8 protein-coding genes are annotated in these 13,969 nt (G+C 67.9%); 3 read left to right on the top strand and 5 right to left on the bottom strand.

Annotation, left to right across the window (positions count from 1 at the left end):
• Positions 1 to 17 precede the first annotated feature (17 nt).
• The 4 genes from ACFI9K_RS00640 to ACFI9K_RS00625 form a co-directional block, all read right to left on the bottom strand.
• Positions 18 to 1,661: an Hsp70 family protein gene (locus ACFI9K_RS00640; protein ID WP_462661730.1), complete on the bottom strand. Its 1,644-nt coding sequence runs from the start codon at positions 1,659 to 1,661 to the stop codon at positions 18 to 20.
• Entirely contained in the window at positions 1,658 to 2,794 is a 1,137-nt protein-coding gene (locus ACFI9K_RS00635; protein WP_462661729.1) for a hypothetical protein, read from the bottom strand. The genes ACFI9K_RS00640 and ACFI9K_RS00635 overlap by 4 nt, the downstream gene beginning before the upstream one ends.
• A 61-nt stretch (positions 2,795 to 2,855) precedes the next feature.
• The gene (locus ACFI9K_RS00630) at positions 2,856 to 5,360 is read right to left on the bottom strand and encodes a helix-turn-helix transcriptional regulator (protein ID WP_462661728.1); all 2,505 of its coding nucleotides are present in this window, start codon (positions 5,358 to 5,360) and stop codon (positions 2,856 to 2,858) included.
• Positions 5,361 to 5,367: 7 nt separating this feature from the next.
• Entirely contained in the window at positions 5,368 to 7,134 is a 1,767-nt protein-coding gene (locus ACFI9K_RS00625) for an Hsp70 family protein (RefSeq protein WP_462661727.1), read from the bottom strand.
• A gap of 261 nt (positions 7,135 to 7,395) precedes the next feature.
• Here ACFI9K_RS00625 and ACFI9K_RS00620 point away from each other — a divergent pair, with 261 nt between their 5' ends.
• From ACFI9K_RS00620 to ACFI9K_RS00610, 3 genes are all read left to right on the top strand, one after another.
• Positions 7,396 to 10,107: an IniB N-terminal domain-containing protein gene (locus ACFI9K_RS00620; protein ID WP_462661726.1), complete on the top strand. Its 2,712-nt coding sequence runs from the start codon at positions 7,396 to 7,398 to the stop codon at positions 10,105 to 10,107.
• A 130-nt stretch (positions 10,108 to 10,237) separates the two neighbouring features.
• Entirely contained in the window at positions 10,238 to 12,046 is a 1,809-nt protein-coding gene (locus ACFI9K_RS00615; RefSeq protein ID WP_462661725.1) for a dynamin family protein, read from the top strand.
• Positions 12,043 to 13,503 (top strand): dynamin family protein, encoded by a 1,461-nt coding sequence (locus ACFI9K_RS00610; RefSeq protein WP_462661724.1) that lies wholly within the window; start codon positions 12,043 to 12,045, stop codon positions 13,501 to 13,503. The genes ACFI9K_RS00615 and ACFI9K_RS00610 overlap by 4 nt, the downstream gene beginning before the upstream one ends.
• 3 nt (positions 13,504 to 13,506) lie before the next feature.
• On the opposite strand, the gene ACFI9K_RS00605 is transcribed toward ACFI9K_RS00610, so the two are convergent.
• Entirely contained in the window at positions 13,507 to 13,956 is a 450-nt protein-coding gene (locus ACFI9K_RS00605) for a hypothetical protein (RefSeq protein ID WP_462661723.1), read from the bottom strand.
• Positions 13,957 to 13,969: the final 13 nt, after the last annotated feature.

Raw genomic sequence — 13,969 nt, 5'->3', positions numbered from 1 at the left:
ACCAATGTTTGCGCAGGTCAGGGCTGAGGGGGCGCTGTCGATGTGGTCGTCGTCGTGGTGGTAGTCGTGGCTGTGGTCGTTGTGGTCGCAGCCGGGGTGGTCGTCACCGCGGTTGTGGTGGGCACCGGTTCCGTGGTGGTCACCACCGGCGGTGGCGCTGGAATCGGTGCGGGGGGCGGCGCAGGAAGCGGCGCTGGTTGAGGCGGGATGTACGGCTCGTAGGTCGGTTCGTCGACCACCTCCGGCGCGACCACGGCCGGAGCAGGAACAACTGTGGTGGTCGACGGTGTGCGCGTCGAGGTGACGACCGGCGAGCCTGCGTCGGTGACGGCCGGGGGCGTCGGAGCCGGTGAACTGCTGAACACGCCACTGACCGCCGCGATCGCGAGCACGATGACCACGCCCGCCGCGGCACCGGCAATGACGGTGGTGATGGTGCGTGAGCGTTCGCTTCGTTCGTCGGTCGACTCGGTTCTCGCGACATCCGGGGCGACAACGGCCGCCGCGGCACCGGTGTGCGGCGCATTCTCCTGCGCCGGTTCGACCGGTTCGGAGCGGAATTCCGAGGGCGAGAACACCGGCACCACGGCAGGCATCGCCTCGGAGAAGGCGAGGGACTTCTCCAGCGGGACAACAGGAATGGCGTCGGTATCGAGGGAATCGTTGCCGTCGTTGCGGGTGACGATCGGCGCGGCCCCGGTGACCAGGGAATTGCCGTCGACATCGTCGATCTCGGCGAGCAGCAGTGCGCCCTTGGGTGCGGCGAGCGGCTCGACGACCAGTGGGCCCGACGACCGTTCGGTGATGGCGGCGACCACCGGCTCGAGTGCGGCGCTGCCACCGGTGAGGACCACGGTGCCGGTCTGCGGCACGTCGAGAGTACGCACCGTGGGCGCGACCAGATCGGCGAACTCGGCCCGCGTCACCGTCGTGGTGTGCGAGCTGCCCGGCAGATCGACTGCGACGGTGGCGGTTTCCTCCGTGCTCAGTGCCTGCTTGGCTGCTTCACAGGAGGCGACGACGCCGGTGAGGGCGGCCAGCACCGCGGCGTCGGACAGATCGATGTGCTCTCGATCGGTCACCACGTGATCGAACAGGGCGTCGGTGAACACGTCTCCGCTGACGGCGGTGGTGCGGATCGTTCCGCCTCCGGGATACGTCGAGATGTCGGTGCCGGTGGCACCGATGTCGATCACCGTGGCTGCCGTGCCGAGGTTGCGCTGCGCGAAAGTACTGGCGGCTTTCGCGTCGGGCACCAGAGCGACCGAGTCGAGGCCGGTGTGGTCGAGCGCATCACGCAGCAGAGCGACGCTTTCGCGCGGCCATCGCGCCGGGTACGTCATCGTCGTGACGGGTGTGTCGTCGGACTCGGCCGCCGCGGACATCATGGTGACCAGGCAATTGGCCGCGTTGGCCATCAGATCCTCGGCGCGGTAGGCGTCGGCGTCGGGTTCGAGGTTCTCCTGTTGCCCGACCAGGTCCACGAATCGAGTGAAAGGTGCTGTGTCGGCGGGCTCGCCGAGATGTGCGCGGCCGTCCTCGTCGAATCTCAGAGTCGTCGGTACCACGACGATCGTCGGCTCGTCTTCGGTGCGAACACGGTGAACCGCAACCGATCTGGTGTTGCCGACGGTGATTCCGAGATGCCCCGCACCGCTCATGGATTTCCACCTGTCGTCGCGTCGCTTGCCTGCTCGATCTTCCGCTGCGGTTCGGTCGCTTCGGTGTCGGTCGACTCGCCGGTATCGGCGTCGGTGTCGTCCTCATCCTCGACTGGGCCTTCGGATTCGACCGGATCGACCGTCTCGCTGGGTTCTTCGCGGTCGGTGCTCTCGGGTGTCTCGGCTGCCGGGCGCGTGTCGATCTCCGTCGCGTCCCGTTCTCGTCGCGGCTTGTCGGTGGTTTCGGGGGTGCTCGTCTCTTCGGCCGTTGCCTGCGGAGCCACCGTGTCAGGGGTGACGGGTGCGATTTCGGCGACGGCCGGCTCGACGACGACGGTGGGGAAATCGATCGGGCCATCGGATACGCCCCCGGACGACGTGGTCGGTGGTATCACCTGGGCGTTGCCGATGGTGGGCACGGTGGTATCGGGGGACGTGCCCAGTTGCAGCGCGACCAAGGCGGCACCGACGGTCACCGCGGCCGCGAATGCCGCAGCAGCGAACAGTGGGCGACGGTCGGATCGCCTGGGGGCAAGCACCGCAAACCGCTCGGTGACGGCGTCGACCGGGAATTCTGCAGCAAGCAGCGCAGCACCGCGCGCCGCTGCGACGGCGGTGTCCTTGCTTTCCAGGGTCGCTCGTACCGACGCGTTCCATGCGGCGAGCGCCTCCGCTTCGGCCACCAGTGACACGTGCGCCAGGCCGTGCGCATTCATCGCCGACCGCAGCGCGAAGACCTGCTCGGCCGTCCAGCGGGCGGGGTACGTGGCGGCCGCAGCGAGATCCCCCGGTTGCAGATCGATCGACGACGCCACCTCGGTGAGCAGGCACAACAGGGCCATCGACGTCAGCTGCTCGGCCGGAAAGACGGTGCCCTTGCTGCCGGTGACGCCCACGCCGTCGGCGAGAGAATCGAGGAAGTGCGTGTACGCCTCCGACGTGTCGTCGGTCGCGTCCCCGAGCGAGACGGTGCCGTCAGGGTGAGTGTTGAGCACGGTCGAGTGCAGAGACGCCAGGTGCAGCGACGGACCGGGCGCAATGGGATGCGACACCGCGGCCACGGCGCGTTCGTCGTCCACATAGAGCCCGACGTCCGGCGTGCCGATCGTCACACTGCCGGGCTGCTCGGTCATCGGAGTGCTACCTGTTCTGTGCTCGGTTACCGGTGGTCTGTCGTTATGTCGCTTCGGGCCCTCACACAGTTACAGTGTCGACGGTTGCGCTGGTAGAGCCTCCGTATCCCATGGCGCGCAGCATCGAGATCAGCTCCGAACGAGACTCGGCTCCCAGCCTTCGTCGAATGCGAGCCACATGATGTTCGACGGTCTTCGGAGATATGTAGAGGCGGCTACCCACCTCCCGATACGTCACTCCCAGGACCAGTAGCTCGGCTACTTCGGCTTCGCGGTCACTGAGAGATCCCGTCGGAGTTGGCGTGATCGCGGAGCTGTCGCGCCGCTGCGAACCGGCCGGCTGCGAGCCGGTCTGACGTAGCGACCGGGCGATGTGCAGCAATGCGGTGGCGGTCGCGGTATCGGTGACGGTCAGCGCCGCCTCGCTCGCCAATCGGGCCCCGTCCCAGGGCAGTCCGAATGCGGTCAGTGTGCGCGCCGAATTCTCTACATCGGTCGCGTCAGGCCTACCCTGCAACACCCCGAGCCAGGCGCGACCGGCCGCGGCGAGCGCAGCGCTGTAGGGGTGGGTGGGAGCAGCTGCCGCGAGAGACCTGGCATGCGGTACGAGGGCGTCGGGTGTCTGGGCCACGATGGCCGCCTGGACCTGGTACCAGTGCAGCGCCGACGCCCAGACGGGCGGATCTCCCAGCGCGGCCAGCAGCTCGGTGGCCTGGGCCACGAGATGTTCGACGCGGTCGACCTGGCCGAGTCGGGTTGCGGCCAAAAGCAATTCGCCCAGGGGTAACAGTGCGAAGAGATCTGCGGAGTATTCGGCAATGACGTTCTGTGCACCGGTCCATGCCGTCAGAAGCGATCCTGCGTCACCCGATCTGCGGGCCAGACCCACCCGTATCGCGTGCAGGAAAAGCTGATTGCGCATGTGCGACAGCGGTACCCGAAGAGTGTCGAGCGCAGAGCTCGCCTCGACCGAATCCCCCCGCAGCATGGATGCCCAGGCTCCGACGAGAACGAGCCGCGTGTGCGCCTCGGATCCCGGACGCTGTTCGGGCAGCGCCCGCGCCAGTATCGAATCGACGCGGGCCAGGTCGCCGCAGTGCACCGCATGCAGCGCCGCCACGGCCGCCGCGGTGTCGGTGGTGCACGAACGATCGGAAACGTTGCCGATCATCGTCGTTGCGCGCATCAACGAATGTGCAGCAGCGCTGGAAGCGGCAGCACTGCGGGAATCGATGGACCCGAGAACCCCGGTCACCAGCAACGTGCCCGACGCAATACTCGACGTCGGCGCGAGCGCGGCCACGGCGATCATCGACCGGTCTGCGGCACTGCGATCTCCTGCTGCGGCAGCGGACAGCGCCGCCCACACCGCATCGGGCCCGAGTCGATCTTCACCGAGCCAGGCGAACAATTGCGCACTGCGCGACAGCATTCCGCGCTGCGCAGCGATTGCGGCCGAGACCCGCACCGCCGCACGAAGATCCGCGGAATCGCAGACGGCGGCATTGTCGATCACCACATCGGCGTAGCGCCCCGCCGCATCCAGGTCGCCGGTGGCGGCCGCAACCTCGGACCGCCGAGCAGCGAGCACCGCCGGATCGAAGCCCGCATCGACGGCTGCGTCGTACAGCGCCCCGGCAGTATCGATCGACGCCGAATCTGCTTGCTCTACAACAAAAGCCGCCAAGCCGGCATGGACGACGCCGCGCTGCGCCAACGCTCGCGCGGCGGTGGCGTCGAGCAGGCGGGATCGGGTAGCGACGTCGGTGACGGAATCGAGCAGGACGCGGCATCGCCGGTCGCCGATCAGCTCGGTCAACGGTGCTTCGGCAGCCGCAATCAACGCGCCGGTGGCGTCGATCAGGCCGGAACTGGAGGCGAGATCGACCACGGACTCCACCTCGTTCGAGCGCGCGACGAGCTGCGCCGCCGTTGCGGGTCCGGGAGCGATACCGAACCGAGCTGCGAGAAGCAGTGCTCGGGTGTCGTCGGTGGTGTCGAGCAGCATCCGACGATGCTGCGTCGCAACGGCTTCGGAGACCACCCGTAGGGGCGACGGGTCCGAGAGCTCCGCACCGAGCGCAACCAGAGCCGCGTCGACGGCGGCCAGGATTCCCCCGGTGGACCTCGCGATAGCGGTGGCCAGTGCCGCGGAGATGGGCCGTGCGATGACCGCTGCTCGGGCGGCAATCGATGTTCTGTCCAGCGGAACCAATGTCAGACGGGTAGCGGCGGACGCGATCAACTTCTCGATACGAGAATCGAATTCGCGCGCCGCAGTGGCTACGATCAGGGTGATATCCGATCGTGTTGCTGCCGCCGCGATCTCGTCCAATCGGCGCTCCGACAGCAGATGCGCGTCGTCGACGAGAACGGTGGAGCCGGACGGTGCCTCGGCGAGACTGCCCTGGTAGGGATCGACCGACGCCGCGATTGCGCCGAGCACGGCAGAGCGACCGGACCCGTTCACGCCGACGACGACACGAAAGCCTGTGGCGTCGAGGGCATCACGAACGAAACGATCGGCGCGTTCGACGCCGACGAGAGAGGGGTGGATGGTGGTCACCGTCGACCTATCGGCCGGTCAGGCCGCCGACGACTCCGCCGAGACCGTCCCCGACACCGCCGAGCGCGCCGCCCAGGCCGTTACCGACTCCCCCGACCACTCCGCCGAGGCCTTGACCCACACCCTGGCCGACATCTCCGACAGTGGGGCCCTGGTACGTCGGTGGCTGGTAAGGGGGCACCTGCACGTTCGGAGCTTGCACAACAGGTGATGAATTACTCGGGATCGTCGGGGCCGAGACCGAGGGGATGGTCGGCACGGTTGCTGCGCCTTTGTCGGCCGGGGCCGCGGCGGGGGCAGGGGATCCGGCGACCGGTGCGCCGGTGGCCGGATCGATCTGCGTCACCGTGCCGTCGGCATTGACGACCGTGGTGGGGGCACCTTCGGATCCGACTGCGGCTGCGTCGCTCGCGCCGGGAGCGGCCGACGTGGGCTGGGCCTCGGCAACTGCGGACGTGGTTCCCGGTGTTTCGGTGCTCGAGACCTCGGCGTTGGACTCGGCCGGAGTGGTGTTGTCGGAGGTCAACGCGGTACCCACCGACAGCCCTCCGCCTGCGAGAAGCGCAAGGACCACAACGGATCCGGCGATGATGCCGGCCTTCTTGCGGCCGGACATTCCGGTGTCGAATTCCACCGCAGTGGGCGTCGGGGCCGGTCGGGGGGTGGGACGCGGCATTGGCGCGGCCGAGGCCACGGGGGTCGTGGGGACCGCGGCCAGAGACGCTGCGTCGTCGGCGGCGGTGGCGTCGGCGATGTCGCTTCCGAGTATCGCGGCTCCGATCGCGACGGTCAGTTCCGGACGTGGGCCGGCCACCACGGGCGCGCGAAGCTCGGACGAAATGAGCTCGGCGACGAGCGGAATGGCCGAGCAGCCGCCGACGAGTACGACCTGATCGATGTCGGTGACCTCGAGCCCGGCTGCGTTCACGGCGTCTCGAACGACCCCGACGGACGCCAGCAGCGATGCGCGGACCAGCTCTTCGATCTCGGAGCGCACCAGGCGAACCTCGGTGTGCAGACCGGGCAGGTCGACGGTGAGCGAGGTGGACGTGTCGTAGGAGAGTTGCTCCTTGGCCTGACCACACCGGGCTCGCAGTTCCACGAGTGCGCCCACGGTGTCCGGGTCGAACGGATCGAACTCGAACGACTGACTTCCCGAGACCGTATCGAGGACGTACTGCATGATCGCGTGATCGAACTGTGCGCCGCCGAATTCCTGCGAGTGGACGCCGTTGCCGACGACGCCTGCGTCGGTTCCGGTCCGCATCAGAGTCACGTCGAGCGCGGTGGCACCCAGGTCGTAGATCACGGCGAGGCCGTCGGACTGTGCTCCGCGAGTCACCTCGAGCCAGCGCATCGTGGCCACGGATTCGGGGACCAGCGTGGCGTCGGCCAGGCCGGCGCGATCCAATGCTTCGCCGAGGACCTCGGCGGTGTACGCGGTCCAGCGGGTGGGGTGGGTGACGACGACGGTGGGCGCGGAATCGGCTCCGGCGGACACCTCGGCCACGAGTGCGCGGGCGGCGGTGGCGTACAGATCTTCGGCACGGTGGCTGCGGCCGTCGTCGTCGATCAGTTCCACCGGGTCGCCCACACGGTCGGCGAAGCCGCTGATCGGATGGCGGGTGGATCGATCCCACAGCTCGGCCAAGCTCGGGGCGGCACCGGGACGAAGGTCGAGTGCCGAACGCTTGACCACCGAGGTCACGGGGTCGGTGTCGAGTGCAGCAGCCGCTGTCACCGAACCGATACGTATGCCGAGCCCTGCATTCATAGTGGTGTCGCCGCCTTCATCTCGCCCCAGCCGTCAGTAGTACTGCCGTCACTCGCACTGTCGGACCGTATCCGTTGTTCGTTACGTCTCACAGCAGGTTAGAGCGCGAAACGAGTGAAATCCCCTAAAGCGCTCAGATCCCCTAACGAAAGCCCCCTGGCGACCCCCGGGGGAGTAGGGGGATCCGCCCCGTTGGGCGGGGGCTCTCCGGTGCATAGCTTTGTGATCAACCACGAAGTACCACTCGTCAAGGAGACCCAGATGGCTACCAACGCCGTACTCGATTTCATCCTCAGCCTGTTGCGCGACGACCAGGCTGCAGCGGCTTACTGTGCCAACCCCGAGACGACGCTGGCCGCTGCCGGTCTCGGCGACGTCACCCATGCGGACATCGTCGCCGTGGCACCTCTGGTCGCCGAATCGGGTCTGTTCGCCGGAGCGGGCAGCCAGCTGTCGGCCATCCTGGGTGCCGGTGGATCGGCCGACATCGGCGGCGCACTCGCCGGAGGGGCGAGCCTGGGCGGCGGAGTATCGGCCGGACTCGGAGTGGCTGCAGGCGCAGTCGCCGGCGGCGGACTCGCAGCAGGCGGCAGCCTGACCGGCGGAATCGACGTGACGGGTGAGATCGCCGCATCACTGCAGGCAGCACTCGCCGCAGCGCTGGCCGTCGGCGGGCAGATCGGCGTCGAGCTCGGTGCGGCATTCGGTGGTGCCATCGACGCCTTGATCGGCGCAGGTGCAGGCATCGGCGGCGGCGGCGATCTGGATTTGGACCTCGACGGGCTGCTCGGCGGAACCGTCGGTCTCGGTGCCGCGCTGACCGGTCTCCTCGGAGCGGGCGCGAACATCGGCGGAGCAATCGGCGGCGACATCACCGCGCAGCTGCAGGCCGCCCTCGACGCAGCCATCGGGGCTACCGGTGCCGTCGACCTCGGCGCACTGGCCGACATCCAGGGCGGACTGAGCGGCGCGTTGGGCGCAATCTTCGGAGTCGGTGGAACCATCGGTGCCGAGCTGGGCACCGCGGTGGGCGGGGTGTTCGACGCCGTCCTCGGAGCCGGAGCCGGCCTCGACATCGCCGGTGACCTGGGTGCTGCTCTCACCGCCGGAGTCGGCGGCGCACTCGCGGGCCTCGGCAGCGTCGGTGCAGATCTCACGGCAGATGTCGGTGCAGCCCTGAACGGCGCATTCGGTGCCGGTGGCGCCTTGATCGGCGACATCGCCGGTGGCGTCGGCGGAAGCCTCGGCGGACTGTTCGCTGCAGACGGAGCCATCGCGAGCTCCATCGGTGGCGCACTCGGAGCTGTGCTGGACGCCGGTGCGCTCGCAGACCTCGACGTCGACGCACTGCTGGCTGCCGGAGGAAATGTCGGCACCATCGTGGGCGGCGCTCTCGGCGGTGTCCTCGATCTCGACGCCGGTGCAGTGGGCAACCTGGCCACGGCCATCGACACCGCAATCGAAGGAACTCTCGGAGCAGGTGCAGGTATCGGTGGCGGCCTCGCCGGCGGTGTGGCGGGCGGCGTCGGGGGAGGCCTCGAAGGTCTCCTCGGCACGGCATTCGGAATCGGCGGCGGAGCCGGCGCGCAGCTCGGAACTGCAATCGAATCGGTGCTGGGCACCGGCGCTTCACTCGACCTGGGAACTGCCCTCGGTGCCGGAGCGGACCTGAGCGCGCAACTGGCCGGAGCAGTCGACACCGCGGTGGCAGCAGGAGCCGATCTCACGGGAACGGTGGAAGCCGCCCTCGGCGGAGTCGGCGGAATCGGCACCGCCCTCTCCGGTGGTCTGGCGGGACTCGGCGGCCTCAGTGGCGGCGTGGCGGGCGGTCTGGCCGGGCTCGGTGGGCTGGGCGGCGGCGTGACCGGCGGTCTGGCCGGACTCGGTGGGCTGGGCGGCGGCGTGACCGGCGGTCTTGCCGGCATCGGTGGCGCTGCAGCAGGCGTGACGGGCGGACTCGCTGCCGTCGGAAATACGGGAGTAGACGTCACCGGCGGGCTGGCAGCAGTCGCCGACGCCGGTGCCGGCGTCACCGGCGGTCTCACGGGACTGGCCGACGCCGGAGCAGGACTCACCGGAGGGCTCGCCGGTCTCGGCAGCCTCGGTGGCGGCATCGCAGGTGGAGTTGCAGGCGGAGTAACCGGTGGCATCAGTGCTGGAGCCGACGCTGCAGCTCAGGCCGGTGCGGGACTGCAGGGAGCCGTGGGCGGCGGCATCAACGCCGGAGCCGACGCTGCAGCTCAAGCTGGAGCAGCACTGCAGGGAACTGTGTCCGGCGGCATCAACGCCGGAGCCGACGCTGCGGCTCAGGCCGGAGCGGGACTGCAGGGAGCCGTGTCCGGCGGCATCAACGCCGGAGCCGACGCTGCGGGTCAGGCCGGTGCGGGACTGCAGGGAACTGTGGGCGGCGTGATCGACACCGGACTGGACACGGCCGCTTCGGCGGGCGCGGGCCTCGAAGGAGCCGTAGACGGAACGATCGACGCAGGCACCTCGGTGGGCGGCGAGATCGCGTCGAACGTCGGCGGCGGACTCGCTACCGGCGCATCGCTCGGCGGACAGATCACCTCCACCGTGGGCGGAGGAGTGGGTGCGGGTTTGGACGCTGGTGCCGATGCTGCGGGGTCCGTGGGCGGCGGGTTTGAGTCCGCAGCCGACATCGGTGGCCAGGCAGCGGGCAGCGTCACCGGCGGACTGGAAACCGGTGCGGAAGGACTGGCGAATGCAGGCGGCAGCCTGTCCTCCGCCGCGAACGGTGCGGCGTCGGGATCGTTCGAGCACTCCAGCTCGTTCGACGGCAGTGCAACCGGCTCCGGCACGGGCTGGTCGAGCGTCGACTCCAACGTCTTCGGACAGGCCGAAAGCGATTCGAGCCTGTTCGGCGAAGGCAGCCTGCACGGGGCGACGGACTCGGCAGCGGACTCGCTCGGACATGTCACCGTCGACCACGACATCGACCCGATGCACCACTGATCCACTGCAGTAGCGGTTGTGCACGGCCCCGAGTGTGTTCGCCACACTCGGGGCCGAGTCGTCGCTAGAGTTTGTGCTTGCGGGAGCGGAGCCTGCGGGTGTCTACGAGAACGGGTTGTGAAGCGAGAGTATGGACGGGCACACGACGGAGCTGGCCGAGCTACTGAGTCGCACAGCGGCGGTGGCGACATCGGCGGGAAGATCGGACCTGGTCGATCGAGTCGAGGCGGCGCGCACGCGGGTCCTGGACCCACGCCGACGCATCATCGTGGTCGGTCCGCTCAAGCAGGGCAAGAGCCAGTTCGTGAATTCGCTGCTCAATCTGACGGTGTGCTCGGTCGGCGACGACGAGACCACCGCGATCCCGACGGTGGTCTCCAACGCCGAAAGCTTCTCCGCGCAGCTCGTACTCGCAGATCCGGGTAGTGAGCCCATCCGCGTGGACGTTCCGCTCGAAGAGGTCACGACCGTGACTCCGGCGAGCCCGCGAGCTCAGGGCCGCGAAGTATTGCGTCTGGACATCGGGGTGCCGAGTCCGCTGCTTGCCGACGGGCTGGTTCTGGTCGATACGCCGGGTGTAGGTGGACACGGAAATCCGCACGCTGCAGGCACATTGGGCCTCATTCCGTCGGCCGACGCAGTATTCGTGGTGTCCGACGCCTCCCGCGAATTCACCGAGCCCGAGCTGGCTTTCCTCCGGCAGGTGCAAGGACTCTGCCCAGCCGTCGCCGTACTCATCACCAAGATCGACCTGTATCCGCACTGGCGGCAGATCGTCGAGGCCAACCGCGGACACCTCGATCGCGCGGGCCTCGACGTGCAGATGCTTCCGGTGTCGTCGCTCTTGCGGTCTCACGCATTGCGTTTGAACGACGAGGAGCTCAACGCCGAGTCCGGTTTCTTGCAGCTCTATGCGTTTCTCCGCGACGAGGTGGTGGCCCGCGCAGAGGTGCTGGCCCGCGCGTCGGTCTCACTCGACGTTCGCTCGGTCACCGAGCACCTGTCGTTGTCGTTCGGCAGTGAGCTTGCAGCGCTGAAGGATCCGGAGCGGGCGGCCGCGGCCGTCGCCGGTCTGCAGCGCGCCAAGTCCGCTGCCGAAGAGCTGCACAAGCGCTCCTCGCAGTGGCAGCAGACGCTCGGCGACGGGATTGCCGATCTCGCGTCCGACATCGATCACGATCTACGCGATCGGTTGCGTCGTGTCACTCGGGAGGCGGAAGAGACTGTCGACGAGGGGGATCCGGGTAAGGACTGGCCGCAACTCGGCGAGTGGCTCGAGGATCAGATCGCTGCGTCGGTGGGCGACAACTTCGTGTGGGCGCACGAGAGGGCACTGTGGCTCTCGGAGTTGGTGGCCGAACATTTCGCTTCCTCCGGAGCAGCAGCGTTGCCCGATCTCGACCTCGGTGATCTGGACAATGTTCTCGAGCCGGTCTCGTCGTTGGCCGAGCTGGAATCCGGTCGGGTGGGGATCACCCAGAAGGTGCTCGTGGGAATGCGCGGCTCCTACGGCGGTGTACTGATGTTCGGTCTGATCACCACCTTCGTCGGGCTGAGTCTGCTCAACCCGATCTCGATCGGCGCGGGCGTACTGCTGGGCACCAAGGCCTACAAGGAAGACAAGGAGAACCGTGTCAAGGCGCGTCGCTCCGAGGCCAAGATGGCGATTCGACGCTTCACCGACGACGTGAGTTTTCAAGTGGGCAAGGAGTCCAAAGACCGCCTGCGGCAGATCCAGCGAGTACTGCGAGATCATTTCACCTCGATCGCCGAGCAGACGCTGCGGTCGCTGAACGAATCGCTACGCTCGGCCCAGGAAGCTGCCGCTGCCGACAACACCGACCGTGCTGCTCGAATAGCGCAGCTGGAGAAAGACATGCGGGCGACGGCCGAATTGAATGCTCGCGCAGTGGCTCTGGTCGAGAACGAGGCGGTATGAGCGCGACCGCTCTGAGTCGGGCTCGCACCTTGATCTCGGCCGCTCGATCGACGTACGCGGGGGACGCCGAGGCCTCGTGGATGCTCGAAGAATGCCTCTACCGCCTCGACGAGCCGCTTCGGGTCGCGCTGGCAGGATCGCTCAAGGCCGGTAAGTCGACGTTGCTCAATTCGCTTGTTGGGCAAGACATTGCCCCGACCGATGCCACGGAATGCACCAAGGTCGTCACGTGGTACCGCAACGGCGTCACGCCTGCGGTGACGGCTTGGTACGACGGCGACCGTGCGGCGAACGTGCCGGTGCAGCGGCGCGACGGCCGGCTGACCTTCGATCTGGGATCGCTGACAGCGGCGCAGGTCGATCGCCTGGACGTCGAATGGCCGGCCAGCACATTGGCGCAGACGACGATCATCGACACCCCGGGTACGTCCTCTCTCTCCCGCGATGTCTCGGCGCGCACCCTGGCCATGCTCACTCCCGAGAATTCGTCCTCCGGAGCAGATGCCGTGGTGTATCTCCTGCGCACTTTGAATGCGTCCGACGTGTCGTTTCTCGGGCAGATCGGTGCGCACGTGGGCGGCGATTCGGGTCCCCTCGGTGTCATCGGTGTGGTCTCGCGAGCAGACGAGGTCGGCTCGGGGCGGATGGACGCGATGATGTCGGCCAAGGAGGTCGCGGCGAGGTTTGCATCCGAACTCGAAGCAACCGGGCTGTGCCAGGCTGTGGTCCCGGTTGCGGGTCTGCTCGCCCTCGGTGCAGAAACGTTGCGGCAGAACGAGTTCGCTGCCTTCGAGATGCTGGCGACCGTACCGACCGAGGATCTGCAGCTGGCGATGCTCTCGGCCGACCGCTTCGTACGACCCGAAAGTACGCTACCCGTCGATGCCGCCCTGAGGGCCAGCATCGTCGATCGCTTCGGCCTGTTCGGAACTCGTATGGCAGTCACGCTCATTCGGCTGGGCGTGCGCGACTCACCCACGCTCGCTGCTGATCTGGTCGAGCGTAGCGGCTTGACCGAACTGCGGTCGGTGATCGACGTACAGTTCGGTCAACGTGCAGACCAACTGAAACTGCATTCGGCTCTGGTTGCACTGCAACGAATTCTGGAGTTCCGGCCGGAATCGCATGCTCTGCGCACCGAGGCCGGGCGGATGCTGGCGGACGTGCACGGCTTCGCGGAACTGCGCCTGCTGGGCCGATTGCGTTCCACTACTCCGAAGCTCCCCGAGGGTGGCCTGCTGGATCTGCAGCGCATCATCGGCGGGTTCGGTATTTCCGCCACCGAACGGCTGAACCTGCCACCCGATGCCGGCCCCGCGCAACAACGCGAGGTCGCGTTGGCGGCCGTGCACAAGTGGCGGGGGTTGTCCGAGCACCCACTGCTGGATCAGTTCACCTCCGGCTCGTGTGCCCTCGCTGCCCGCAGCGCCGAGGGGATACTCGCCTCCCTGGCTTGAGTTCTATCGAGCCGCTCGCCTTGGGAGCAGGGCGACGACGGTCGCAGCGGCTGCCACTGCTGCAATGACGAACGGTCCCCACTGCAGCGCCCCGCCGACCAGCGCGGGAGCGTCGGATACGAAGCTCGAGAACGTGACGGCCGCACCGATGGTCAAGATCCCGACTGCACCCATCAGGACCTTGGATGACGTCGCCGCGCCGCGCAGCAGATTCAGGGCTACGAATCCGAGGAGCACCAGTATCGCCGACGCGGCACCGCTGGACAGCAGTGTCGCCGAGGCGGTGTTACGGACGTCCGTCGCCGACGCTGTCGAATCCTGCTGTGAGACTGCGCTTTCCACGCCGGCAAGTACGGACTCCCAATTCAGCGCGATGACTGCCGCCAGTGCGAGAACCAGTACTGCTGTCGACGTCCACAGTGCGGTCGCCAGCCTCGGAAGAATCGACGGCATGGGCTCGTGCCGC

The organism is Rhodococcus sp. PSi06 (genome assembly GCF_054960675.1).
Note: the sequence above shows the minus strand (reverse complement) of the source record. Positions and strands in the feature narration are given on the sequence as shown.

Excerpts from the sequence above, each read along its gene's own strand:
- ACFI9K_RS00615 (WP_462661725.1), top strand. The coding sequence starts at position 10,238 with ATGGACGGGCACACGACGGAGCTGGCCGAGCTACTGAGTCGCACAGCG.
- ACFI9K_RS00640 (WP_462661730.1), bottom strand. The coding sequence starts at position 1,661 with ATGAGCGGTGCGGGGCATCTCGGAATCACCGTCGGCAACACCAGATCG.
- ACFI9K_RS00605 (WP_462661723.1), bottom strand. The coding sequence starts at position 13,956 with ATGCCGTCGATTCTTCCGAGGCTGGCGACCGCACTGTGGACGTCGACA.
- ACFI9K_RS00620 (WP_462661726.1), top strand. The coding sequence starts at position 7,396 with ATGGCTACCAACGCCGTACTCGATTTCATCCTCAGCCTGTTGCGCGAC.
- ACFI9K_RS00625 (WP_462661727.1), bottom strand. The coding sequence starts at position 7,134 with ATGAATGCAGGGCTCGGCATACGTATCGGTTCGGTGACAGCGGCTGCT.
- ACFI9K_RS00610 (WP_462661724.1), top strand. The coding sequence starts at position 12,043 with ATGAGCGCGACCGCTCTGAGTCGGGCTCGCACCTTGATCTCGGCCGCT.
- ACFI9K_RS00635 (WP_462661729.1), bottom strand. The coding sequence starts at position 2,794 with ATGACCGAGCAGCCCGGCAGTGTGACGATCGGCACGCCGGACGTCGGG.